Annotated in this window: 21 protein-coding genes; 9 read left to right on the top strand and 12 right to left on the bottom strand. The window is 60.1% G+C overall.

What is annotated here, in order from left to right; all coding sequences use genetic code 11:
• Positions 1 to 104: 104 nt before the first annotated feature.
• On the top strand, positions 105 to 785 hold the full coding sequence (locus KJJ24_RS08780; protein WP_214338110.1) for an alpha/beta hydrolase: 681 nt from the start codon (positions 105 to 107) through the stop codon (positions 783 to 785).
• On the opposite strand, the gene KJJ24_RS08775 is transcribed toward KJJ24_RS08780, so the two are convergent.
• Positions 725 to 2,965, bottom strand: a complete 2,241-nt coding sequence (locus tag KJJ24_RS08775) for an AAA family ATPase (protein ID WP_214338108.1) — start codon at positions 2,963 to 2,965, stop codon at positions 725 to 727. The genes KJJ24_RS08780 and KJJ24_RS08775 overlap by 61 nt on opposite strands.
• Positions 2,966 to 3,133: 168 nt before the next feature.
• Between KJJ24_RS08775 and KJJ24_RS08770 the strand changes: the two genes are divergently transcribed.
• The 5 genes from KJJ24_RS08770 to KJJ24_RS08750 all read left to right on the top strand — a co-directional run bounded on the left by KJJ24_RS08770 (position 3,134) and on the right by KJJ24_RS08750 (position 12,285).
• A complete protein-coding gene (locus KJJ24_RS08770) occupies positions 3,134 to 4,192 on the top strand; it encodes an efflux RND transporter periplasmic adaptor subunit (protein ID WP_214338106.1) in 1,059 nt (352 codons plus the stop codon).
• An 8-nt stretch (positions 4,193 to 4,200) separates the two neighbouring features.
• On the top strand, positions 4,201 to 7,464 hold the full coding sequence (locus KJJ24_RS08765) for an efflux RND transporter permease subunit (RefSeq protein ID WP_214338104.1): 3,264 nt from the start codon (positions 4,201 to 4,203) through the stop codon (positions 7,462 to 7,464).
• Between the two features lie 116 nt (positions 7,465 to 7,580).
• Complete coding sequence (locus tag KJJ24_RS08760; protein ID WP_371811713.1) at positions 7,581 to 8,573, top strand: efflux RND transporter periplasmic adaptor subunit; 993 nt, start codon at positions 7,581 to 7,583, stop codon at positions 8,571 to 8,573.
• 9 nt (positions 8,574 to 8,582) lie between these two features.
• Positions 8,583 to 11,996: an efflux RND transporter permease subunit gene (locus KJJ24_RS08755; protein WP_214338102.1), complete on the top strand. Its 3,414-nt coding sequence runs from the start codon at positions 8,583 to 8,585 to the stop codon at positions 11,994 to 11,996.
• Positions 11,997 to 12,000: 4 nt separating this feature from the next.
• Entirely contained in the window at positions 12,001 to 12,285 is a 285-nt protein-coding gene (locus KJJ24_RS08750; protein WP_250544542.1) for a hypothetical protein, read from the top strand.
• Here the strand turns inward: KJJ24_RS08750 and KJJ24_RS08745 are convergent.
• The 9 genes from KJJ24_RS08745 to KJJ24_RS08705 all read right to left on the bottom strand — a co-directional run bounded on the left by KJJ24_RS08745 (position 12,278) and on the right by KJJ24_RS08705 (position 20,924).
• A complete protein-coding gene (locus KJJ24_RS08745) occupies positions 12,278 to 13,918 on the bottom strand; it encodes an alpha-D-glucose phosphate-specific phosphoglucomutase (protein WP_214338100.1) in 1,641 nt (546 codons plus the stop codon). The two genes, KJJ24_RS08750 and KJJ24_RS08745, sit on opposite strands and share 8 nt — an antisense overlap.
• Positions 13,919 to 13,985: 67 nt before the next feature.
• Positions 13,986 to 14,420 (bottom strand): hypothetical protein, encoded by a 435-nt coding sequence (locus KJJ24_RS08740; protein ID WP_250544541.1) that lies wholly within the window; start codon positions 14,418 to 14,420, stop codon positions 13,986 to 13,988.
• A gap of 23 nt (positions 14,421 to 14,443) precedes the next feature.
• Entirely contained in the window at positions 14,444 to 16,219 is a 1,776-nt protein-coding gene (locus KJJ24_RS08735; RefSeq protein WP_214338098.1) for a tetratricopeptide repeat-containing sulfotransferase family protein, read from the bottom strand.
• Positions 16,216 to 16,401, bottom strand: coding sequence for a hypothetical protein (locus tag KJJ24_RS08730; protein WP_214338097.1), 186 nt, complete (start codon positions 16,399 to 16,401; stop codon positions 16,216 to 16,218). Before KJJ24_RS08730 ends, KJJ24_RS08735 begins: the two co-directional genes overlap by 4 nt.
• Before the next feature lie 182 nt (positions 16,402 to 16,583).
• Complete coding sequence (locus KJJ24_RS08725) at positions 16,584 to 18,005, bottom strand: phosphatidylserine/phosphatidylglycerophosphate/cardiolipin synthase family protein (RefSeq protein WP_250544540.1); 1,422 nt, start codon at positions 18,003 to 18,005, stop codon at positions 16,584 to 16,586.
• Positions 18,006 to 18,049: 44 nt separating this feature from the next.
• Positions 18,050 to 18,223 carry a hypothetical protein gene (locus tag KJJ24_RS08720; protein ID WP_214338096.1) on the bottom strand — a complete coding sequence of 58 codons (174 nt, stop codon included), beginning with the start codon at positions 18,221 to 18,223 and terminating at the stop codon, positions 18,050 to 18,052.
• Positions 18,224 to 18,233: 10 nt separating this feature from the next.
• Positions 18,234 to 19,283 (bottom strand): DUF4912 domain-containing protein, encoded by a 1,050-nt coding sequence (locus tag KJJ24_RS08715; protein WP_214338095.1) that lies wholly within the window; start codon positions 19,281 to 19,283, stop codon positions 18,234 to 18,236.
• Positions 19,284 to 19,445: 162 nt separating this feature from the next.
• Positions 19,446 to 20,204 (bottom strand): phycobilisome rod-core linker polypeptide, encoded by a 759-nt coding sequence (locus KJJ24_RS08710; RefSeq protein ID WP_214338094.1) that lies wholly within the window; start codon positions 20,202 to 20,204, stop codon positions 19,446 to 19,448.
• A gap of 105 nt (positions 20,205 to 20,309) precedes the next feature.
• Positions 20,310 to 20,924 carry a phycobiliprotein lyase gene (locus tag KJJ24_RS08705; protein WP_214343498.1) on the bottom strand — a complete coding sequence of 205 codons (615 nt, stop codon included), beginning with the start codon at positions 20,922 to 20,924 and terminating at the stop codon, positions 20,310 to 20,312.
• Positions 20,925 to 20,977: 53 nt separating this feature from the next.
• Here KJJ24_RS08705 and KJJ24_RS08700 point away from each other — a divergent pair, with 53 nt between their 5' ends.
• The gene (locus tag KJJ24_RS08700) at positions 20,978 to 21,841 is read left to right on the top strand and encodes a DMT family transporter (protein WP_214338093.1); all 864 of its coding nucleotides are present in this window, start codon (positions 20,978 to 20,980) and stop codon (positions 21,839 to 21,841) included.
• On the opposite strand, the gene KJJ24_RS08695 is transcribed toward KJJ24_RS08700, so the two are convergent.
• Both KJJ24_RS08695 and sufR read right to left on the bottom strand, forming a co-directional pair.
• Positions 21,822 to 22,184, bottom strand: coding sequence for a hypothetical protein (locus KJJ24_RS08695; protein WP_214338092.1), 363 nt, complete (start codon positions 22,182 to 22,184; stop codon positions 21,822 to 21,824). The two genes, KJJ24_RS08700 and KJJ24_RS08695, sit on opposite strands and share 20 nt — an antisense overlap.
• On the bottom strand, positions 22,178 to 22,813 hold the full coding sequence (sufR, locus tag KJJ24_RS08690) for an iron-sulfur cluster biosynthesis transcriptional regulator SufR (RefSeq protein ID WP_214338091.1): 636 nt from the start codon (positions 22,811 to 22,813) through the stop codon (positions 22,178 to 22,180). The genes KJJ24_RS08695 and sufR overlap by 7 nt, the downstream gene beginning before the upstream one ends.
• A 200-nt stretch (positions 22,814 to 23,013) precedes the next feature.
• On the opposite strand from sufR, the gene KJJ24_RS08685 reads away from it, so the two are divergent.
• Together KJJ24_RS08685 and sufB are read left to right on the top strand one after the other, a co-directional pair.
• Positions 23,014 to 23,367, top strand: coding sequence for a ferredoxin-thioredoxin reductase catalytic domain-containing protein (locus KJJ24_RS08685; protein WP_214338089.1), 354 nt, complete (start codon positions 23,014 to 23,016; stop codon positions 23,365 to 23,367).
• Between the two features lie 10 nt (positions 23,368 to 23,377).
• Entirely contained in the window at positions 23,378 to 24,820 is a 1,443-nt protein-coding gene (sufB, locus tag KJJ24_RS08680; RefSeq protein ID WP_214338087.1) for a Fe-S cluster assembly protein SufB, read from the top strand.
• The last annotated feature ends 24 nt before the right edge of the window (positions 24,821 to 24,844 follow it).

The raw sequence follows: 24,844 nt of genomic DNA, 5'->3' as shown, positions 1-24,844 counted from the left end.
ACCCTGTGCGGGTTATTTGATAACCGATCCTTAAATCAACCTTCAGAAGGTCCATTGCGGACTCTTCTGCTCGCCATACCGGGAGAGTCATCTTCTGCACAACCATGCGCAAGGTTCTCCTCCCCTTGGCTGGCGCTGGTGTCCTGCTTGCAGGCCTCTCGGCCCAGGCCATTCCCCAAGGGCCCACCACCATCAATTCCGATCAGGCTGGCGTGCGCTACGGCGCGCCCACCTTCATCCAATCGGGGCTGCCCACTCAGACCGCCCGTGCCGTGAGCATGGGTTTCGTGCGCTCCAACACCCTGCTGCCCCTAGGCGGCACTGAGGTGATCGACAACCCGGTGCCCAAGGATCTGAAAGATCTCTCCGGTTGGTCCCCCGATGAACTGCAGGCCGGACTGCAGAAGGAATACGACGTGGACGTGGCCGCTGTGGCTCGCTTCCTCTATTCCGAAAAGGGTGAGCAGTTTCTGTCTGAGAGCATTCAGCAGAACAATTACACCCCTTATTACAGCCAAAGCCACAGCTTGCAAGCTGTGCGCAGTGCCATCATTCTCGATTCAGCTGACGGCAAGCTGTCCAGCTACGGGATGATGTCGAATCTTCCCACCGATCAGCGTCTGCAGGGCTCAATGAAGGTGTGCGATGTGAATGATGCATCCAACAGTCAGCGGGCTACTTCACTGTTGAGCTGGTACATGAACACACCCGCCTGCATTGCGGCCTACACCGCTGAGGCCCCAGCGCCTGCCCAACCTGCCCCGGCCGTACGCGGTCTGTGGTGAGCTAAGAGCAGTTGATGCTCAAGCTGCTGGGGCAGGCGGCAACCCACCAGGTTGTGCAGCTCTTGCTCCAGCAGCTTCAACTGGGCTGGTTTGAGCACTCGGCTCAATTGCCGGCGGTAAGGCGCATGCGCTCCGAGCCAGCGCTCGATCAGGCCTGAGTTCAAGCTGAGCTCGAGAGGCTCACTCCATTGCTGCCAGCTGAGCTCCCAGCCCTGTTGGCGCAGTAAAGCGCTCAGCTGCTCTGGGTTGGGCTGCGGCGCTAGCCAGTCGGTTTCATGGGCTGGCACCGGCCCGAGCAGTGTGCGTAGGGGCTCCGGTAGGGCCTTGATGCTCAGCAGGGCAGCGGCTGGCCCCAGTTGGGGTTGGCTGAACAGCAGCCGCAGCTGGGCCCCCGGCGCCGCCAGCTGCTCTAAGTGGGTCACCGCCGCTGCCAACTGTTCGCTAGTGAGATCACGGAACGGGTGGCGCGCTGCAATCCATTCGAACTGGCTGCCGGGGGCGAGTGCCCCGGCCAACTGCAGGACATCGGTGGGGATCACTTGGGGTTGGCGCAGGTCGTCGAGCACGCGTAGCTGTCCCTGCAAGCGCTCGGCATCGGCGCGATCGCTCACTTGAATCACCACGCCGCCCTCGGGTGTTTGCTCCAGTGGGTCAAGGGCCCAGAGCAGAGAGCGGGCCTCAAGAATCAGCACACGGTCGTGGCGCTGCCAGGCGGCCTGATCCCATAGCCGTTGGCGCAGCTGATCCAGTCGCTCTCCTTCACTGCCGAGTTGGCGCTGCAACCAGCGCTCCAGGGCTGGGTCATCCGGGCTGCTGCTGAGCACCTCGCCCAGCTCGGCCTCATGTTCAGCGGCTGCAGCCAGCTGGGCCGCGCGGCGGTGCTGCAGCTGTTGGCGCCGTTGTCCTTCCCATCCAAGGCGCCCTGGTTGCCAGAACACCTGGCCCTGCAGGCCAGTGGGGAGGTATTGCTGGGCTACCCAGTGCTCCGCATAGGCATGGGGGTAGCGATAGCCCACACCATCACCAAAGGCTTTGCCGTCGCGGTTGGCATCGCGCAGGTGGGCGGGCACCTGCTGGCGACTGGTGGCCTTCACGCTTTTCAGTGCATCGAAGAAGCCGAGCAGGCTGTTGCTTTTCTCGGTGCTGGCCAGGTAAAGAGCCGCTTGAGCGAGGGGGTAGAGCCCCTCCGGTAGGCCCACCCGCTCGAAAGCGGCTGCGCAGGCTTCCACTACCACCATCGCCTGGGGATCTGCCAGGCCGATGTCTTCCCCGGCGGAGATGAGCATGCGGCGGAAAATGAAGCGCGGGTTCTCGCCGGCCTCCACCATCCGCGCCAGCCAGAACAGGGCCGCATCGGGATCGCTGCCCCGCAACGATTTGATGAAGGCACTGATCGTGTCGAAGTGGGCGTCACCTTGCTTGTCGTAAAGCACGGCGCGTTGCTGGATCGACTCCTCGGCGATGGCCAACGTGATCGTGATGGTGCCATCGGCTCCGGGCTCGGTGGTTTCCACCGCCAGTTCCAGGGCATTGAGCAGGCTGCGGGCGTCGCCGCCCGCCACATCAACCAGATGGTTCGCTGCCTCTGGGCTGATCGCCACTTGCCGGTTGCCGTAGCCGCGTTCGGGATCGCGCAGGGCCCGCTGCAGTAATTGATGGAGATGGCGTGGCTCCAGCGGCTGCAGACGGAACAGGCGCGAGCGACTCACCAGCGCTTTGTTCACCTCAAAAAATGGGTTTTCGGTGGTGGCCCCGATCAGGGTCACCGTGCCGTTTTCAACCCAGGGCAGCAGCGCGTCCTGTTGGGCACTGTTGAAACGGTGCACCTCATCGATGAACAGCAGGGTGCGGAGCCCGTGCTGCTCGAGGCGCCGTCGCGCCTCATCCACTTCGGTGCGCAGGTCTTTCACGCCGGCCAGCACGGCATTGAGGCTGCTGAAGTGGGCGCGGGTTGTGGCGGCAATAATCCGCGCCAAGGTTGTCTTGCCGACGCCTGGTGGGCCGTAAAGGATCAGGTTGCCAACGCGATCAGCCGTGATGGCACGGCGCAGCAGACGTCCCTGTCCGAGGATCTCCTCCTGGCCTTGAAAGTCGTCGAGGCTGCGTGGGCGCAGCCGATCGGCTAAGGGGGCCAGGTTTTGGCGCAGCTGCTCGCCGCGGTGGCTGAACAGATCGCTCACGCCATTGTGGTGTTCAAGGCATCATCCGATGCCGGTTGCATGGGATTTTCAGCGGAACCCGCTAACTTGCGCAGCACTGACTGACGTGTTGTGCGGCGCGGCCTCCTCGCTTTCCCCTTGCCCTTACTGCTGCTCGCAGCCTGTGGGGGCAAGCCTCCAGCCACGAAGATGTTGTCGGTGCAGGTGGCCACGGTCGCTGAGGCTCAGTTCAACCCATCGATCGATGTGGTGAGCCAGCTCAGTTCCACGACGGACGTGGCCCTTCGGCCGGAAACCGATGGCCGGGTCGTAAAAATTCTTGCCACCCAGGGGCAGCGGGTGAAAGCCGGCGACCCGATCATCGTGCTCGACAACGTGCAGCAGACGGCGAGCCTCGATGCCAGCAAGGCGGAAGCTCGCAAGGATTTTCTCAACGCTGAACGATACGTCTTTCTCAATCAGCAGGGTGCTGTTTCCACCCGCGATCGGGATTATTACGTTACGAAGGCGATTCAGAGCCGCGATCAGGTGAAGGCCAATGCTGCAACCCTTGGCTACAAATACGTTACGGCACCGATTGATGGCGTCATCGGCGACCTCGATACGGTGAAGTTGGGCGATTACGTGCGCCAGGGCCAGGCCATCACGGGAATTGTGGATAACTCCACCCTCTGGACGCTGATGGATGTGCCGGCGACGCAGGTCACACGGGTTGCCCTGGGTCAGACGGTGCAGCTCACGACGCAGACCAATCCACCGGTGACAGGTCAAGGCAAGGTGGTGTTTATTTCTCCCTACTTCGGATTCAGTGGCACAGATAAGTCGCCCAACACCGTGTTGGTGAAAGCAACCTTTCCCAATCTCACCGGCCGTTTGAAAACAGGCCAATACGTGAAGAACAAAATCATCACCGGCTCCACTCGCGAGCTTGCCGTGCCGGTTTCTTCGGTGTTGATGCAAGCCCAGCAACCATTTGTCTATCGCCTGGTGACCCTCTCTCAGGCGCTTCCTCAGATCAAGGCATCCAGCCAGATTCCGGATACGCAGAAGCAGAAACTGGAGAAGCTGCCACCCTCTACGCCCATCGTGGTTCAAACGGCCGTGAAGCTGGGGCCACTGCAGGGCAATAGCTATCCAGTTCTTTCCGGGCTTCAAAGCGGTGATCGCGTGGTCACGAGTAACACGGCTTTGCTGAGGTCTGGGATGCCGGTGAAGCCCGTGTCATCGTCTAGTGCCGCCGCGAACTGAGATCCGCCATGTCGTTTTCCGATAATTTCATCAAGCGGCCGGTTCTGACCACCGTTTGCAGCATCTTGATCGTTTTGGTGGGCGTGATTGCAATCCCCACCCTGCCGATTGCGAATCTCCCCAATATTGCCCCGCCACTGATTCAGGTTACCGCCAACTACAGCGGTGCCAATTCACTGGTGACGGAGCAGGCTGTTACCAATCCCCTGGAGCAGCAAATCAATGGTGTGCCTGGGGCTTCCTACATTTCCTCCACGAGCAACATGGAGGGGCAGAGCATTATCCAGGTCTATTTCGATGAGACCACTGATATCGATATTGACCAGGTTAACGTTCAAAACCGGGTTTCCCTGGCGATGCCCCAGTTGCCGGCTCAGGTGTCGGCAACTGGTGTTTCAGTTCAGCAGAGCACCCCATCGATTTTGCTTGCCTACCAGGTTTCTTCGAGAGACGGTCAATTTGATGCGGCGTACCTCAATGGCTTGGTTTACGAGCAGCTTTACTACCCGTTGGAGCGTGTGCCTGGTGTTGCCAATGTGAACATCTTGGGTGGCACCAATCCCGCTTACTGGCTCAATGTTGATCCAGTGAAGCTCGCCGCCAACAAGCTAACTGCAACGGATGTGATCAATGCAGTTAAATCTCAGAACAGCACGGCGATTGGCGGTCTAGTGGGTGGACCTCCGGCTGCTGGCGATCAGATGTATACCTACCCGCTGCTCGTTGAAGATAATGGCAACTTGATGTCGATTGAGGCATTCAACAAGCTGATTGTTGGTCGCAGTCCTTCGGGCAATGTGTTGTTGCTCAGTGATGTTGGTGATGTGTCCTATGGCTTTAATAACTACACCACATCTGCGGTTAATACCGACAACCACCCTGCTATTACGGTTGCCGTTTTCCAAACACCCGATAGCAACGCTCTCGATGTTGCCGATGCTGTTGTTCAGGAGATGACCTCGTTTGCCGCGCAGGTCCCCCCTGGTGTCACGGTTGATCAGGTCTACAACATTGGCCAATTCATTGAGTCATCTGTTGAGGGGGTGGTGGATGCCCTCGGCCTGGCGATTGTGTTGGTGTTGTTGATCCTGTTTCTGTTCCTGCAGAACTGGCGCGCCACTGTGGTGCCGAGCTTGGCCATCCCGATCTCTCTGATCGGCACCTTCGCCTTTATCAAGGTGTTTGGATTCTCGATCAATCAACTCACGCTGCTCGGGTTGGTGTTGGCCACAGGCCTTGTGGTGGATGACGCGATCGTAGTGATCGAAGCTGTATCGAAGAATATTGAAGCTGGTATGAAGCCGCGGCAGGCGGCTTTGGCCTGTATGGGGGAGCTGTTTGGTGCTCTTGTTGCGACAGCTTTGGTGCTGATGGCGGTGTTTGTTCCCGTGGCGTTTTACCCGGGAAGTATCGGCATCATCTATCAGCAATTTGCACTCACAATCGCGTTTTCAATTGCCATTTCGGCTTTCAACGCGCTCACCTTTTCGCCCATGCTTTCAGGCTTGATCCTGCGCAGCGGCACTCCTCCGCAACCGCGCGGCTGGGCTTGGCCTGTGGCTGGTGTGGTGGTGGGTCTCGCCTTCGGACGCTTCAGTTCCGCCTCCTTTGGCAATTGGACTTACCTGCTCGGTGTGGTGCTGGGTGGCCTAGCCGGCGCCAACCTGCCGCTGATTTTTGATCGCTTCAACGCCTTTTTTGCCAAGTTGCAAGCGGGTTATGCACGTTTGGTTCAGGCTCTGATTACCAAGCGGCGTTACGTGATGGCCGGCCTTGGTGGTGGGATTGTGCTCACAGTCTTGGCCTTTACAGCCTTGCCTCAAGCCTTCATTCCCGATGAAGATCAGGGCTACATCTTGGGGATCTATCAGCTCCAGAACGGCGCGTCACTCAGCCAAACCCAGAAGATGGGTGAGCAGATCGCCGGCATCCTCAAACAAGAAGATGATGTGCTCTCTGCCGCGGTGATCAGCGGCTATGGCTTCAACGGCTCCAGCCCTGATCAGGGCACGATCATGGTGGGCCTGAAGCCTCTAGCTGATCGCACTGGTCAGGCCAATAGCTCTTTCGCGGTTGCCGATCGGCTCAATGCAAAGCTCTCTCAGCTTGATACAGGCTTGGCAGTGATTGGCCAACCACCTGCTGTGCCTGGCTTCTCCGCACAAGGTGGTTTCTATTTCCAGTTCAACGACCTCAGCGGCAATTACTCCTTTAACCAGCTGAATGACCAAGCCAAAACCTTGATCGGGGCGGGGCAGGCCAGTGGTGAATTCTCCTCGCTCTACACCCAGTTCATTCCCAGTGCACCCGCTTTTGATCTCAAGGTGGATCGCTCGTTGATGGGGGCTCTCAATGTGGATTACTCCGAAGCGATGAGCACCATCGCGGCTCTGGCTGGGGGGAGCTACACCGGCCTCACCTATGAGAATGGTCAGGTTCGCAATGTGTACGTGCAGTCTGTTGACGAACAACGCGCTGAGGTTGAAGATATTCTTAGTTACTACGTGAAAAGCCGAGACGGTGATTTAGTGCAGGTTTCTCAGTTTGCTGAAGCTAATCTCAACAGCGCGCCCCCGATTATCAGTCATTACAATCTCTATCGCACGGTATTAATTCAAGGTGCTCAGGCTGTTGGGAAAAGCTCCGGACAGGCTCTTGCTGCCATTCAGAACCTGTTCCAGAAGCAGGATTTCACCAATATCGGATACGCCTTCACAGGATTGGCTGCGCTTCAGCTCTCCGCTGGTAGTGCCAGCGTCTTGGTGTTTGGTTTGGGCATTTTGATTGTGTATCTGGTGCTTTCAGCTCAATACGAGAGCTATGTGACGCCAGTGATCATTCTGATGACGGTGCCATTGGCCATGTTGGGTGCCTTGGCATTCTTGGCGATCCGTTCGATTGATCTCAATATCTACGCTCAGGTGGGATTGGTTACGCTGATCGGTCTCGCCGCAAAAAATGGCATTTTGATTGTGGAGGTGGCTGAGCAGCATCTTGAGGGCGGCATGTCTGCTGCCGAGGCCGTGGTGGCTTCGGCTGAATCAAGGCTGCGTCCCATCTTGATGACGGCGATTGCAGCGCTGGCCGGTTTCCTGCCCTTGGTTGTGGCCAATGGAGCCGGTGCACAAAGCCAGCAGTCGCTCGGCACCGTGATCTTTGGTGGCCTTGTCGTGGCTACGGTTCTCTCATTGGGTGTAGTGCCTCCCTTCTATGTGGTGATCAAACACCTTGAGGAGCGCTGGTTCGGCTCTGCACAACCTGAGGAGGCCTGATCATTCAACTGAGATCCCGCACCTGGCACCACAGCTCTTCTGTTCTTCTGAGTCTGGGGAGTTTGATTCTCATGACGGGGTGTGGGCTGAGGCCCTCCCCGCCTGAGCCCCTGGCCGTGAAGTTGGCGGCGGTGTCGATGGCTCCCTTCAGTGATGCGATCGACACGGTGAGCACCTTGGAGGCCTACGAGCTGGTACAGCTGGCAGCCCAGGCATCCGGGCGCATCCAGCAGTTACCGATCTCGCAAGGCGATGTGGTGAAGGCGGGCCAATTGTTGCTCGTGCTTGATCAGGAGCAGATCCGTGCTGAATTAGCTGATCTGAAAGCTCAGGAACAGAAGGCAAAGCTCAACTGGCAGCGCTATGAATTTCTTGTGCCACAAGGAGCGGCCACCGCTCAGCAGCGCGATGAATTCAAGGCGCAGTACATCTCAGCTCGAGAGGCGGTGATCGCCAGGCAGGCCGATCTCGCCTACAGCAACCTGCGCTCGCCGTTGCCTGGTGTGGTGGCGGATGTGCAGGTGAAGATCGGGGACGTGCTGCGGGCAGGCGATCCGTTCACCAAGCTGATCAAAAACAACACGCTGCTGGCGCGCGTTGAAGTGCCCTCCACCTACGCCGAGCGGATTCGTGTGGGGTTGCCTGTGCAGCTGAGCCTGCCGGGCACCACCAAGGTATTGGCTGACACCCGCGTGAGTTCCGTTGATCCCACGGTGACTGCCGGCAATCAGGCTTTGTTGGTCAAAGCTCTGCTGCCGAACCCAGGTGGTGTGTTGCGCAATGGGCAGCGTTTGCGTACACGTTTGCTGCTGGACAGCCGTGAGCAGCCATCGGTTCCGTTTGTGGCTGTACGGCAGACCTCGGGTCAGAGTTTTGTCTGGCGGGTGGGCAGCCTTCAAGACCTGGAGGCCCAGCCCGGGCAGGCCCCGATTGAGAAGTTGCGACGACTGCCGGCAGGGACGCGCTTTGCCCTGCAGACACCGGTGACGCTGGGCTCGATCCAAGACAACCGCTACCCAGTGCTCTCTGGCTTGCGTTCTGGGCAGATGGTGATCACCACCAATTTGCTCAAACTGCGCCACGGCATGCCTGTTGCCGTGGCGAACTGAGGTTCCTGCATGTCTGCTTCTAACCAATTCATCACCAGACCGGTGCTGACAACGGTGTGCAGCCTGTTGATCGTGATCGCAGGACTGATTGCGATACCGATTCTGCCTGTTGAAAACCTGCCGGACATTGCACCACCCACTGTGAAAGTGCGTGCCACCTACACCGGTGCTGATGCTGTATCTGTGGAGCAGGGCGTTACAAGCGTGCTCGAGCAGCAGATCAATGGCGTTGAAAATATGGATTTCATCACATCGTCGAGCTCGGCTGATGGTGTGAGCTCGATCAGTGTGGCTTTTAACAGTGGTACCGATGGTGATATCAACCAGGTGAATGTGCAGAACAGGGTCGCCCTGGCTGAGCCGCAACTGCCTGAGGAAGTGAGGAAGGCCGGGGTCTCGGTGAATAAAGCCTCCAACTCAATCCTGTTGGTCTATAACTTTGGTAGTGCAGATCCTGATCAGATTTCCTACAGCGCTGAAACGATCAGTGGCCTGTTGGATCTCAACCTCACCGATTCCATCAAGCGCGTGAAGGGGGTTGGTGATCTCACCTATTTCGGTAACCGCAAGCTGGCGTTCCGTCTTTGGCTTGACCCTGAAAAGCTCACGGCCTACAGCCTTAGCTCTACAGACGTTGTCAGTCAGCTCACGAGTCAGAACCGTCTTGTGCCTGCTGGTCAGGTGGGTGGTGAACCCTCGCCAGAGGGCCAGGAATACACCTTTACGGTTCAGCTTCAGGGGCGTCTGCGCAGCGTTGAAGAATTCGAAAATCTGATTGTTCGCACCACCGAGGATGGCGGTCTTGTGCGGCTGCGCGATGTGGGTCGCGTTGAGCTAGGCGGTGAGACCTATGCGGTGAGTGCCACCGATAAAGAGGGCGTTGCGTCTGTGGGGCTTGCCGTTTATCAGCTCAGCGGCAGCAATGCTCTGGAGGTGTCTAATGGCGTGAAACAGGTGCTGGCCGACTTCGCTGAGACGATGCCGGTGGGCATGAAGATGGAAAAGATCTACGACAACACCGATTTCATCTCGGCCTCCATTCAGGGCGTGGTGAATTCCCTGCGGGATGCTGTGGTGCTGGTGGTTCTGATCCTGTTCTTGTTTCTACAGAACTGGAAAGCCACCTTGGTGCCTGGAATCGCTATCCCGGTGGCGCTGGTGGGGACGTTTGCCCTGGTGCTCGGGTTTGGCTTCTCCCTCAATCAGCTCACGCTCTTTGGTTTGGTGCTGGCCACAGGCCTGGTGGTGGACGATGCTATTACGGTGATTGAAGATACGTCGGCCAAGAAAGCGCAGGGAATGAGTGCGCTTCAGGCTGCGAAATCCACCATGGATGAGCTCTTCTCGGCGGTGATTGCCACCTCCCTGGTGAAGTTCGCTGTGTTTCTGCCGGTGTTGTTCTTCCCCGGTGCCACGGGCACGATCTACAAGCAGTTTGCTGCAACTGTGATTTTTTCGATCGCGATCTCAACCTTCAACGCCCTCACGTTCTCACCCATGCTCTCTGCGTTGCTGCTGGGCCGGGAGTCGGAGCCGCCGAGTCGCCGCGGCTATGCGGTTGCCGGCAGCGTGATTGGATTCATCTATGGGCTGTTGGTGATCGGTGGTGGCGCTGTCTTGGTGCTCCTTCCCTTTGCGGTGGCGGCTGCCTTGGGCTTGGTGCTCAGCCGGATCAGCTCCAGATCGCTCACGTTGCCGATGGCAGCTGGTGGTGCGATCAGCGGGCTGGTGTTGGTGGGTGTAACCAATGTTCTGCCCGTGTTGCTCTACCCGGCGGTTGGTTTGGCGTTGGGCTGGAGTACACCGCAGATCTTCACTCGGTTCAATCGTTTTTATACCCTCGTTGAGCAGCGCTACGCCGCTGCCCTGGCCTGGGCTTTGGATCAGAGGCGCCTGGTGATGGGAGGCCTGGCCGGTGGTGTTCTGCTCACAGCCATCGCCTTCCAGCTGATCCCAGGTGGTTTTGTCCCGATCGAAGATCAGGGTTATGCCATCGGGTTTGTGCAGGCTCCTGAAGGTGTGTCAACTCAGGTCACTGAGCGGATCAATCGCCAGGTGGCTGAAGTGTTGCGCAGTGAGCCTGATATCACTGCCGCCTCCGTGTTCAGCGGTGCCAGCCTGGATGGCAATAGCCCCAACAAGGGTCTCTTCTTCTTTGGAACCCGCAACTGGTCAGAGCGCCGCCAGGCCGATCAGAGCATGTCGGCGATCGTGGAGCGCTTAAACCGCAAATTGGCGGCGGATGTGGTTGGTGCTCGCACCTTCGTGGTGGAACCCCCCGCGATCCCTGGCTACGGCACCGGTGGCGGCTTTGAATTCCAGTTGCTCGATCAGAGTGGCGGGGCTTATGACCTGCCTGCATTTAATGCCAACGCCCTGCAGATCATTCAGGCCGCCAATGCTGATTCAGCTCTGCAGCGCGTTTACACCCTCTTCTCGCCAGAGTCGCCGCAGATTGAGATCAAGGTTGATCGCGATCGCATGGCGGCTCTCAATGTTGATTTCGGTGCAGCGATGCAGTCGTTCAGCGTGAACTTCGGAGGCCTTTATGTGAATGACACCTTCCAGGAAGGAAAAGTGCGCCGTGTGTATGTGCAGGCTCAGCCTGACAGTCGGGCGACTCCCGAGCAGCTCGCGGCCCTCTACGTGAAGGATCGCAGCGGCGAGCAACAGATTCCGCTGGCTGAATTTTTCACGGTGGAGCAGGTTGTTGGACCCAGTGTGGTGCCTCACTTCAACCTCTACCGATCAATCAAAATTGAGGGAAGCCCTGCTGCTGGCAAGAGTTCTGGGCAAGCGATTCAGGCGATGAAGCGCCTGTTTGCTCGCCAGGATGCTCAGGGGCTTGGTTTCGATTGGACGGGTATCTCTCGTGAGGAAGTGAAAGCCGGTGCTTTGGCGGTGGTGATTTTTGCCCTCGGCATCTTGGCTGTTTATCTGGTGCTGGCTGCCCAGTATGAGAGCTATAGCGATCCGCTGATCATCCTGATGACGGTACCAACCGCGATGCTTGGTGCCCTGATCTTCCTGGCTTTGCGCGGTGAGGTGCTGAATGTTTACGCCCAAGTGGGCTTGGTGATGCTGATTGGCCTTGCTGCTGGTAACGGCATCTTGATCGTTGACCTCGCCAATCAGCGTATGGCCGCAGGTGATTCCGCCCTCAATGCAGCGCGGTTTGCAGCTAGCTCAAGGTTTCGGCCGATCTTGATGACAGCGATTTCCTCGCTGTTTGGCTTTATTCCTCTGGTGTTCGCCAGTGGCGCAGGTGCCCGCAGCCAAGCATCGCTTGGTGCTGTGGTGTTTGGTGGCTTACTGATTGCCACCGTGCTGTCGTTGTTTGTGGTGCCTGTGTTTTATGTGGTGATGAAGAGCCTGATTGCTCGTTTCAATGATGAACCCAACGGCAGGCCCAGTCTGAGCTGATCTGATGCGCTTCCCATCCCGTTCAAAACCTGCGCGTGGCAGCTTTGATCCCCTGAAAGTGCTGGCTGCGATGGGTTTCGGGGCGACCCTTGGGAGTGTTGTGGCGGCGTTGATGCACCGCATCATGCTCAACACTCCCGCGGATCTGCCGCTGACGCGTCTCCAGGCTTTCTACGGAATCCTGGTTGCATCTGGAGCGCTTGCAGCATTTGCCATTGAGTCGGTCCGTCAGCTTCAGGTCAGTAGCCCCGAAGCTGACTATCACCGCCGCCGCCGCGGCATCAGGTGATCACGGTGGGGTGATCCATGCCTGTGCGGCTTTTGATTTCCGCTAATGCATCGATGGCTCGAATCAGATCGCCGAGGGCGACCTGGGGATCTTGCTCCAGATTGCCGCTGGGGGGCACGTAACTCTCCAGATACACCCGCAGGGTTGCGCCCTGGGTGCCGGTGCCCGAGAGCCGCAGCACCACGCGGCTGCCGTCATCAAGCAACAGACGCAGGCCCTGGCCAGTGGTGATTGAGCCATCCACCGGATCGGTGTAGGCGAAGTCGTCGGCGGTGGCGATCGTGCGCCCAGCGAAGCTTTGGCCCACGAGCGAAGGCAGCATGTCCTTCACGCGGTTGTACAAACCATGCGCGGCGTCGCTGGCGATGGCTTCGTAGTCGTGGCGGGAGTAGTAGTGGCGGCCGAAGCGGCCCCAGTGCTCCGCCATGATCTGCGCCACCGGCTCTCGCCGCTTGGCCAGGATGTTGAGCCAGAACAGCACCGCCCAGAGGCCGTCTTTCTCGCGGATGTGATCGGAGCCGGTGCCGAAGCTTTCTTCTCCGCAGAGCGTGATCCGGCCCGCATCCAGCAAGTTGCCGAAGAATTTCCAGCCGGTGGGGGTTTCGAAGCAGGGAATGCCGAGCTCTTTGGCCACCACATCAGCGGCTGCGCTGGTGGGCATGGAGCGGGCGACCCCGGCTAGGCCTGAGGCGTAACCCGGCACCACGGTTGCGTTGGCGGTGAGTACCGCCAGGCTGTCGCTGGGGTTAACGAAGCAGCGAGTTCCCAGAATCATGTTGCGATCGCCGTCGCCGTCACAGGCGGCGCCGAAGCGGTAGGCGTCGCTGCCCATCAACAACTCAGCCAGCTCATGGGCGTAGGTGAGGTTGGGGTCGGGGTGGCCGCCGCCGAAATCCTCCAGGGGCGCCGCATTGTGCACGCTGCCGGCGGGTGCTCCCAGCAGTTCCTCCAGGAGCCGCTTGGCATAGGGTCCGGTTACGGCATGCATCGCGTCAAACGCGATCGGGAAGTTGTTGCTCAGCAGATCGCGGATCAGATCGAAGTCGAACAGCTTTTGCATCAGGGCGACGTAGTCCTCCACCCCATCGATCACCTCGATCTGCAGGTTGCCGATGCTGTGCTGCCCTGGTGTGTCGAGATCCAGAGTGACCTCATCGTGGATGCGATAGCCGTTGAGGCTTTGGCTGCAGGCGTAGATGGCGTTGGTGAGGGATTCCGGGGCAGGCCCGCCGTTGGAGCCATTCACCTTCACGCCGAAGTCACCCTCGGGGCCTCCAGGGTTGTGGCTGGCCGACAGGATGATTCCGGCGGTGGCCTGCCGCTGGCGGATCAGGTTGGAGGCTGCTGGCGTGGAGAGGATGCCACCTGTGGTGGTGATGATCCTGGCCACGCCGTGGGCTGCGGCCATGCGTGCGATCACGCTGATGGCGCGACGATTGCCATACCGTCCGTCGCCACCCACGACGAGCGTTCCGCCCACGCTGCCCGGCACGGTTTGCAGGATCGCTTCAATGAAGCTCTCCAGATAGTGAGGGGTTTCAAATTGGCGACTGCTTTTGCGCAGGCCAGAGGTGCCAGGCTTCTGGTCAAGAAAAGGCTGATCAAGCGGGATCTGCTGCACGCCGCTGGTCATCTGGAGCTGCCGAGGCGGCACCAAGTTAGTCGGCTGTCCGGTGTGGTCTGGCCGTGGAGAACACGCTTCACCGTTGCCCGCCACCAAAGTTGATTCCGCCCCCTCCTAGCCCAGCAGCTGGCGGGGTTGCGGATTCAGGCTTTTCGGCACTGCGACACACCAGCAGCAGCCGCTCAGCTGGATCCTCGATCGCCTCGCGGCGGCTGAAACTGTTGGCGGCGGAGGGTTGGGCTTTGTCGAGCATTTGCCAGATGAGGTCTTTGCAATTGGCTGGCAGGCGCGGGTGATCCATGAGGGGATCGCCGAGTTGGTGCGCCTTGCTGCAACTCTCGGCTGTGTTTTCCCTGGCGCAGGCCAGGGCCGCCAGCTGCACTTCACGCAGGCTCTGCTGGCTTGGGAACGGCACGTATGGCACCGCAAGGCTCTCCCTTGGCATCGCAAAGCCTGCCAAGACCAGGTAGGCCGAGGCGAGGTGCTCAAGCCAGTGCCGATGGACGCTCATCACAGCAGCGACGGGTGGCCACATCATGCAATGGGTTCAATCGCTGTGCTGTACCCCAGCTGTTCCAGTTGGTCGGCGTAGGGGCCAAGCAGCTCTTGATACAGCCTCCATCGCCCCACCGATCGGCTGCTGATTGGCGCCCGCGCCTGTACAGCACTGGCGGTGTGGATCTGTCGACCGCTGTGTTCAGGGTGTAAGTAAGCATCGTTCCATTGGAAGCCGCAATGCTCGATCAGTCGTGGAATTTCAAGTTCTGGACTGCGGGTGAGATGGTCATAGTTGAGGTGATAAATCCTTCCCGGCATCAACTGCTCATGGGTATCCATCACCTGCCGATAGATCCGGTAAAACGCAACGGAATGCTCCAGGCTGTAGGTCCACTCATTGCCACTAGCAAAATGATTGGTAAAGGTTGACCAGAGGTTGTCCATCGGATTGCGATGCACGTGGATGATGCGGCAATCAGGGAACGAGGCAGCCAGGATTGGGCAGTACGCGAAGTTATAGAGACATTTGTCGCTGATGGCTTGGGCATCGGCCTTAAAAGCTGGATGTAGTTGTATCGCCTCCAGGTAACTGGAGCGGATGCCTGCAAGCGTGTTGTTCCCCTCGAGGGCCTGATTGAGGAATGCCACCTCTCCGAGGTCGATGAGCTGCTCGTTTCGGCTCAGGATTGTTTCCACCAGGGTGGAACCGCAACGCGGCAGGCCAACGATGAAGATCAATCGTGGCCCGCTTCTGGCGCTGTTGTTGGTATCTGGTGGTGCGATGTTGGTTCGGTTGAGGATGCGCTGATTGATCTCAAGTAGGGCATTGGCTTTTGGCAGTTGCCAGCGGCCCTCCAGCTGCTCGGAGCGCAGGCGGTTGGCTTTGCAGAACCAAGTTGCAGCTTCTGGGTCCTGGCGATCCAGCTTGTATTTCCCGATCGCGAACTGAAGGTGATAACGCCTGGGATCATCGGCCAGCTGCTGGAGGCAGGTGAGAGCCTGTTGTTCAGGCTGCGGATCATCGCTTCCATGGATGCAGTAGCTGAGGTGGCGATGCGCTTCGGTGTAGTGGGGATTGAGCTGGATCGCCCGTTGAAAATACTCGGCAGCCTTGCCTACATGCCCCTGTTCCATCAGCGCAATGCCGAGGTTGGAGAGGATTTCTGGCTGCGCAGGTGAGCGGTTTAAGGCCTGCTCAAAACAGTGGATAGCGGATCCAATCTGGCTGATGGCCTGGAGACTGAGCGCCAGGTTGTTGAGGATTTCCGGATCAGCCTCTCGTAGGGCCAGGGCTCGTTGGAAGAGTGGGATTGAGGCCTGGGCGCGCCCTTGTTCACGCATGCTGACTCCCAGACCTGACAGGGCCTCTGGGTAGTTGGGCTGGTGTTCGAGGGCCAGTTGAAAAGCTGCTTGGGCTCCGGGATGATCTCCCTCTGCATGGAGACACTTGCCAAGGTTGGCGTAGGCCTTGGCAAAACCTGGCTTGAGGGCGGCGGCGTGGCGAAAGGCATCGGCGGCACTGTTGTGCCTGCCAAGAGCAAATTCAACGGTTCCGAGGTTGAGCCATGATTCCGCAGAGTTGGGGCTCAGCACCAGCGCTTGCTTCAACAGCTCAGCAGCCGATGCAATCTCGCCGGCCTGGATCTCAATCGCCGCCAGGTTGCTGTAGGACGCCGGACTTGCTCCGCCCTGGCTGATGGCTTGGCGATAGAGCTGTTGCGCAACCTGAAGTTGTCCTGAACGGATCGCTTGCAGTGCTTGCTGCTCCAGCACCGCAGTTGGCCGTTGCTCAGTGGGGTGAAGCTTGCTCATGCAGCGTTTTGCTCACGCTCCCAGCGGCGCTCCAGGGCTTGGCGGAATCGTTCGGTGCTGTTGGGCGCGGAGTGCGAGGCGCGGCGTAGCCAGCGGTTGATCTGCCAGAACTTCAAGGCTGCCGCCAGGGCAAACACGCTCCAGGGCAGCAGGATCAGGAGCTGATGGGAAGGGTGTGGCATCGCGTCCGTTCAGGACAACTCCGCCAGTACCACCAGCACAGGTGTGAGCATGAGGGCGACGGCAGCTGCCGCAATCAGAGCAGTGGCGGTGAACATCGTCTTCATCGCGTCTGGGTGCAACCTAGGAGCGAAACGCAGGTCGGTTGTGGCGAATGTCACAACACCGCCTTTGGCATGGGGGCTCAGCGCCGTTGCATCCCACTGCCACAACGCCTGCGGTTCTCCTGCAGCTTGCGCTCCATCCGTGGGTTGATCCCCAGCTCTGCCCCCTTCCAAAGGCGATCCATTTCGCGGGTGAAGTGCGCCGCCAGCAGGGGTGAGTGGATCAGCATCAGCACCTCGTCATTCTGATGGGCGGCACTTGGGCTCCAGTTGAAGCTGCCTGTGATCACGGTCTTGCCATCGATCACGGCGAGCTTGTGGTGCAGCTTGTCGCCCCTGGCGAGGCGCGGGATGCCCACGCCCTCTGCCGCCTGCTGAAGGGGCTTGTTGCTCTTTTCCAGTTTGCAGTAGCGATCGGCGAGTGCCACACCGAGCAGATCGAGCACCTCTGAGAACGAACGGCTGGCGAAGCCTGGATCCGCCAACAAGCGCAGCCGCACACCGCGCTGCTGCAGCGCGGCGATCACATCGGTGAGTGATTGGGCGGAAAACACAAACAGGGCAAGGTCAACCGTTTCCCGCGCCTGGGCCAAGGTGCTGCCGATTAGTGCCAGCCCATGGTGGGGATCACTGCGCCGATGGGGGGCAAACAGCACCTCCACCACGGTCTGGCCCATCAGTACCCGGCTGGCTGGCCCCGCTTGTTTGGCCAGGCCGAAGCGGCTGTCGGCCTCACCTCCAGGGCCATCGCCCCACATCTGCTGGAAATCGGCGGCAAACAGCTGTGCCAACTGTGGGCTCTCCAGCCGCAGCAGGTGATTCACATTGCCGCGCGTGCGGCGATCGCCCGCATCGCCATGGATGCCCGAAGCCGTGAAGTTGGCCGAGCCGGTGATCACCACCCGTCGGTCGATCACCACATATTTGCTGTGCATCAGGCCACTGCCTTTGCTGCCATCGGCGGTGTCATCGATCCAGGGCACTCCAGCGCGTTGCAGGATCGCCATGGCATCGCCTTGTTGCAGTTCCGCCAGGCTCAGTTGTCCGTCGCGGTTGCGATCGGCCAGAGCCTTCAACAGCTGGTGACGTTGGCGTTGATGGCGATCGAGCTCAGCCTCGTGCTGATCGCTCCAGGCCGTGCTGTAAGTGTTCTCTAGGACCACCTTCACCTGGATGCCGCGGCGATGCTGCATGGCTAGAGCCTCGGCCAGCTCTGGCAGGGAGAGCTCTTGAACCGCCACCAGGATCTCGGTTTGTGCCGCCTCGATTGCGTTCAGCAGCAGCGCCTCCAGGTTGTCGCCGTTGCGGGTGTCTCCGTGCACCGGGCTGCGGTAGTGGCTGCTTTCGCGGTGGTTGAAGGCCACATCGATCCCCTCGGGCAGAGGCAGCGGCGCAGGTTTGGAGCCAATCAAACGACCGCTGTAGCTGGTGCACCCCTGGCTTATTAGGGCCAGGGCCAGCAGTGCCAGGGCCCCAAGCCATGGTTTGGATGAGATCTCCACTTGGCTCCTGCTTCTGCCAGAAGCATTCCCCTGGAGCGTCTGCTTCAGCCGTGTTCAGGTAGTTCGGATGTGCGCAGCATCGCCACAAACCAAAGGCTGCTGATCACAACAGCAGCCAGGACACCGGTGCCGATGTTCACCTTCACCATCAGGAAGGACACCAGCAGGGGAAGAATCACCGCGCCGGTGATCGGGGTGAAGGCCACCAACGTTTTCATCACAGCTGCTTCAGAACCATTCGGCCACAGCCTGATCACTGGGGTTGCTGTTGTCTTCCGGGGTGGTGCGCTCGAAATCGAGTGTGATGTTGCGCTTCTGCTCACCATCGACGGCCACGGCCTCAATTGCGTACAGCTGTTGGCCATCACGGAAAGGCACCTGGATGCGGAAGGTGCCTTCGCTGGAGAGGGGCACCTCTTCGCCGCCGATGCTCAACTTGGCGGATGGATCCGTGGCGCCATACACGATCAGCTCAGCATCGGCGACGAGCCAGAAGGAGCGCTGGCGCGGAGCCACCACTCCAGAGCCCGATTCGCTGCGGCCACTGGCCCAGACACCTGCACCGGAGGCGTTGAGACCCGCGCCACTACCTTGATCGAGTTCGTGGAACGCTTCAGAGCCGCGACCGAGGCGGCGAGTGCCAACGGTGGCCGTTTGGTAGAGGCGTTCGTGCAGGCCGTTGTCTGTGCTGGGAAGGGTCTGAGGGGCGGTCGTGCTGCTGGGAGGCGTGTCGAGGGAAAAGGGAACGAATTGATCGAGGATCTGCTCGGTGGGGTGCAGCGCCGGCACCCGGGCCACCGATGAGAAAGCCAGAGAGATCCAGCCGCCACCGCTGACGCGGTAGCCCAGCTCCACGCGGTAGTCACGATCGCTTAGGGGCACGGGTAGGTACCACTCGGTGGCATGGCTATCCACCGGCACCTCCTGAAGGGTGTGGGGGTGGCTGCCGCCATTGCTCATGCCAGTTACATCCGCCACGCGTAGGCAGAGCTGGCTGGCACCGGCTTTGAACGCCTGCTGGCGATCTGCTTCGCTGATCTCCCAGAACACGTAAGCCCACTGGGGATCACGTGGCAGAAACACCACACGGGTTTCATCCAGCTGCCGGCTGGGAGCGTGTTCTTGATCAAGGCTGGACAGATCTGCCCGGCGTTCGCCGATGGCGCTCACCAACTCGTCCTTGGTCTTGCGGCTGTAGAGGGTCACACCCAGCTCGCTTGCCACCTGGCGCAGTTGGCGCAGCGTCATCCGGGCGAGCGATGACAGGGTCTGACTCACAGGGCCTCCGGAATCTTTTTGGGATCAGTCTGGGCAACTTTCACAGGTCTGGCCTGATCTGTGTTGATGCAGTCAGCATCCCAAGACCGGTCAGCTGTCGCTGGGCTGAACACAAAAAAAGCGGCGGGTTGCCCGCCGCTTGCCACGTGATCGCTCTGAGGCTCAGCGCCCCAGGCTGCGGTAGGGAACTTTCGCCAAATAATCGATGTCGGCACTGCCGGCAGCGCTGGCTCCGCGCAGGGCGGGCAGGGTGCGCACCCAGGGCATGTAGTCCTGAGGGAAACCGCCGCGGCGCTGGAGGGAGCGCTCCGGAAGCTTGCGAGCCGTGCCGGTGTACACAATCTGGGGGAAGCCCAGGATTCCGCGGTAGTAGGCGTCGTAGCGGGGGCTGGTGATGTTGAACGGGGTCTCGCCTAAGTCACGGCTGCCCACCACGCGGTTGCGGTGGTAAGGCACGGTGTCGTAACCGAACGCGTTCAGATACTCCTCGCTATCGAGAATGTCGTCGATCATGCCTTTGACCCCTCGGGTCATCAGCACTGCCGACCAGGCGATCTCCTCAGACTTGCCGTGGGTTTGGCGGCCCAGAAGCTTCTCCACCAGATGGCGAGCCACCTTGTAATTGCTGTTGAGGCTGTAGAAGCTGCGGTTAAAAGTGTCCGACAGGCAGAGCGAGCGGATGAAATCACGCACAGTGATTTGGCCGTTGCGCAGCTGCGACTCAAGGGTTTGGTCGCGGTCGACCTTGAAGGCGTGGAAGAAGATCTGGCGATAGGCCGCCTCAATCACGAAGTTCTGATCTTCGCGATCCATAGCCTTGTCCATAGACACGGCTTTGGGATCCTCGTCCGAGCCCACGCGAAGGGGATCCACACGCGAGTTCTGCGTTGTGGGCGCGTACTTCAGGAGGGGAAGGGCCACTCGAACTTCGGCATCCGTCGTGGCTGATCGTAGAAGTGTCGCAACGGCTGCACTGATCAGGCTCAGGCAGGGCTCACAGTCCGTAACGTTCGAGCAGGCTCAGCTTTACCAGCCCAGCAGCGAGAGGGCGGGTTCGCTTGTGGCGGCGCTGCCGGCCGTGGCGGAAGCCCCTGGCCGCTCCTGCTGCCTGTCGTCGCAGCGGGTCTCGATGCAGAAGGAGGCGTTGTTGGAGAGTCCTTCCACGGTGCTGCTGCGTACCCGCACGTTGGGGCCTTGGAAGGCGAAGCGCTCCCACACGCTCATCGTTTCGTAGTCGGTGCTGAGCAGTAGGCCATCGCGCTCATCCATGCAGAAGCGCGAGCTGGCCGGTGCCTTCTCGGCGTAGCCCAGATCGCGCAGCAGGATGCCCTCGCGCCCGTGCTCATCGGTGGGAATCAGTCCGATCACGCTCTCGCCGGTGTGGTCTTCGCCGGCCTTGTCCCAAGCCATCGAAGCGCTCCAGCGCACCCAACAACCTCCCACGAGTCCGGCGGGATCCTGCCCATGCAGCTCAGCCAGTTCCCGCAGGCGTTGATCGTCGGCGGCCAGTTCCTCCACCACAATCAGTGAGCCCCCGGCTTCGGCCCGGCGATGCAACAAGTGATGCACGCTGCGCTGGGAGCGCCAACGGCCGCAACTCAACTGAAAGAAGCTGAGGGCGTTCTCGAGGTTGAGGCTCACAGCGGCGCGGCAGCTGCAGCGATGATCGCAAGTCGCCACCGCCCCTGGGGATTGTGCTGATCGGCGCTCTGGCCGCTTTGGTTGCTGCCCTGTGCTGGACCGTGGCAAGCAGCCTGTGGAACCGACTACCCACATCGCTCAGCGGTGGCGAGCTCAATCTGCTCAAGAACCTGCTGGCCGTGGCAGTGCTGCTGCCCTTCGTGATCGGCCGTTCCTGGACGGCGCCGCCGGCCTCCCTGATGCTGCTTGCCCTCAGTGGTGTGGTGGGGATTGCTGCGGGCGACAGCTTGTATTTCGCTGCCCTGCGCCGTTTGGGTACCCGCCGCACCCTCACGATCGATGCCGGAGGGCCCGCTGTGGCCAGCTTGGGCGGCATGGTGTGGCTTGCGGAAATTCCTGCCCCGCTGCAATGGCTCGGCGCCGGCTTGATCACCGCGGCGTTGTTGCTGGTAGCTGGTCAACGCCCTGCCGATGGGGCATCACAACGCCTGCAATGGCAAGGGGTCGTGCTGGCGCTTGGTGCCCTGCTCTGCGGCAGCAGTGGGGCGTTGTTGTCGCGGGCTGCCCTGCGCGATTCCGCCCTGGATCCTCTGCAGTCGGCGCAGGTGCGGTTGTTGGCCGCCGCGTTGGTGCTGTTGCCTTTGCTTTGGAAGCTGCGCAGCGCACGCCTAGGCCCGCAGCCCGCCGCGGCGCGTTGGCCGTTGGGGTTGGCGGCCACCTTGCTGGGCACCACCGCGGGGATCGCACTGCAGCAGGCCGCCCTGCAACGCCTACCCGGCGGCATGGCTGTGGCGTTGCTCGCCACCGCTCCCTTGATGGCGATACCCCTGGCGCATCTGGAGGGCGATCGACCGGGGTGGCGCGGTTGGAGTGCAGCCCTGTTGGCGCTCGCCGGTGTTAGTGCTCTGGTGGCTTGAGCTCAGTGCCCAGCCGCTGATCAGCCTGTTGCTGACCCCAGCGCACCAGATCACTGATCTCCAGTTCTAGCGGTGGTTTGCTCACCTTCAGGCTGATCGCCTCAAGCTGCACGGCTGCCTTGGCCAGCTGGTCTACCAGCACTGGAATGAATGTGGGATCCACCGCCAGATTCGGCTGCTGATGGGCCCAGGCCAGCAGCCCCTCCTGAGCTGGCAGGCTGTCTCCCCCTTCGGCGGCTTGCTGCAGGCAGCGCAGGCTGTGGGCCAGCAGACGCAAGTGATGGCGCTCTAAGGCCGGTAGCAGGGTGCTTTCGAGCTCGCCGAGATCTTGTTCGCTCAGCACGATTGCAACAGGAAACCGCAGGCATGGCTGCCATCGAGCAGCCAATGCACCCGCTCCACCTTGCAGTCAGGGAAGGTGTGGCGAATCAGTTGAAGCTCCTGATCGCACACGCAGGGGAACTGCTCGGCAATTTTCATCACGGAGCAGTGGAATTCGCTGATCACCCAGCCCTCTCCATCGGGATTAGGGCAGTACTCCGCCACGTAGCCCTCGCTGCGCCGCAGATCCACCAACCGCTCAAGCCGCTCCGGCAGGCTGCCCTCGCCGATCAGCAGTCGGTAGTCGGATGCTTTCTCCGAAGCCTGTTTCTGTAGGAGCTGTTCAACCATCTCAGTGGGCAGGCTGCTGGCCATCGAGCTCAGGAGGCCCAGGGCGAAATGCTCGCTGCCGTTTGGGAAGTGCTGCCGGCCGGCCGCCGTGAGCCGCCAACGATTCGAGGGGCGGCCAGGACCTTCTGGTGCAGGGCTGGCTTCCACCAAGCCCTCGTCCTCTAAGGAACGGAGGTGCCGGCGCATCACCTGAACCGACACGGAAAGTTCATCGGCCAGCTGAGCGGCCGTCGCCTCACCCTGACGCAACATCAGAGTGAGGGCAGCTTCTCGGGTGGGTGCCTGCGTCGAGGCGCTCATGGCCAACTCTCTACCACCACACCATGCCACGCCCATTCGTGGGGTGACGAGTTGGGCTGGCTGGTGCCGCCACGCGTCACAATGCAGCCTCACCCCCACGGTGCCACTCACGTGCCTTAGGGTCGACTTGCGAAACCAAGCTGTTTCGTAACCGCTGGCCAAGCCCGCATGGCACCTCATACCGTTCCGCCCTCGCGCCCATGTCTGCAGCTCCTGCCCCCCAAGCCAGCGACAGCCTTGAGGTGATTCGCAAGTTTGCGGAAACCTATGCCCAGCGCACGGGCACCTATTTCTGCAGCGATCCCAGCGTCACGTCCGTCGTGCTTGAGGGTCTCGCGCGCCACAAGGATGAGCTTGGCGGCGCCCTCTGCCCCTGCCGTCACTATGAGGACAAAGAAGCTGAGGTGGCTCAGGCGTTCTGGAATTGCCCTTGTGTTCCGATGCGTGAGCGCAAAGAGTGCCACTGCATGCTCTTTCTCACCGAAGACAACCCCTTCCGTGGGGAACAGCAGACCATCACCCTCGAAGACGTGAAAGCGCATTGCGCAAGCTGACCCATCAATCATGAGCAACGCACAGGCTGTTGGTGATCTGGTGAGCCAGCCGTACAAGTACGGCTTCGTCACCGATATCGAAACCGAAAAGATCGCCAAGGGCCTCAGTGAGGATGTGGTGCGCCTTATTTCCAGCAAGAAGGACGAGCCGGCCTTCCTGCTGGATTTCCGGCTGCGCGCTTATAAGCAGTGGTTGCAGATGAGTGAGCCCGATTGGGCCGCGCTCGGTTATCCGCCGATCAACTATCAAGACATTATTTATTACGCCGCCCCCAAGCAGCAGCAAAAGAAAGCCAGCCTTGATGAGGTGGATCCGAAGCTGTTGGAAACCTTCGACAAGCTCGGTATTCCGTTGAGTGAGCAGAAGCGTTTGTCGAATGTGGCTGTCGATGCGGTGTTCGATAGTGTGTCGATCGCCACGACTTACAAAGAAAAGCTTGCTGAGCACGGCGTGATTTTCTGCTCCATCAGCGAGGCTGTGAAGGAGCATCCGGAGCTGATCGAGCGTTACCTCGGCACGGTTGTGCCTAGTAACGACAATTATTTTGCGGCGCTGAATTCAGCCGTGTTCAGTGATGGCTCCTTCGTGTTCATTCCCAAAGGTGTGGAATGCCCGATGGAACTCTCCACCTATTTCCGCATCAACTCCGGCGATACCGGCCAGTTTGAGCGCACCTTGATCGTGGCTGAGGAGGGTGCCTCGGTGAGCTACCTCGAGGGCTGCACCGCTCCGATGTTTGACACCAACCAGCTGCATGCGGCAGTAGTGGAGCTGGTGGTGCTCGATGATGCTGCCATCAAATATTCCACCGTGCAGAACTGGTACGCCGGTGATGAGGATGGTGTGGGCGGCATTTACAACTTCGTGACCAAGCGCGGCCAGTGCCGCGGCGACCGCAGCAAGATCAGCTGGACCCAGGTGGAAACAGGATCAGCAATTACCTGGAAATATCCGAGCTGTGTGCTGCAGGGTGCAGATTCCGTTGGCGAGTTCTATTCCGTAGCCCTCACCAACAACATGCAGCAGGCTGATACCGGTACCAAGATGATTCATGTGGGCCCGCGCAGCCGCTCCACGATCGTGAGCAAGGGCATCAGCGCCGGCCGCTCCGCCAATAGCTACCGCGGACTGGTGCAGATCGGCCCCAAAGCCGTGGGTGCTCGCAACTACAGCCAGTGCGATTCGATGTTGATCGGCGATCAGGCCGCCGCCAACACCTATCCCTATATCCGCTCCCAGCAGCCTCAGGCGTCGGTGGAGCATGAGGCCAGCACCTGCCGCATCTCGGAGGATCAGCTGTTCTACCTGCAAAGCCGCGGCATCGGCTTCGAGGAAGCTGTGTCGATGATGGTGAGCGGCTTCTGCCGCGATGTGTTTAATCAGCTGCCGATGGAATTCGCTGCTGAAGCCGACAAATTGCTGGCTCTCAAGTTGGAGGGTTCCGTGGGTTGAGCTCAGCCCCGCGACCGATTGGGC

The sequence above is a fragment of the Synechococcus sp. LA31 genome, assembly GCF_018502385.1.
GTDB lineage: Bacteria > Cyanobacteriota > Cyanobacteriia > PCC-6307 > Cyanobiaceae > Vulcanococcus.
The sequence above is the reverse complement of the archived record's forward strand: the minus strand, read 5'-3'. Positions and strand labels throughout refer to the sequence as shown.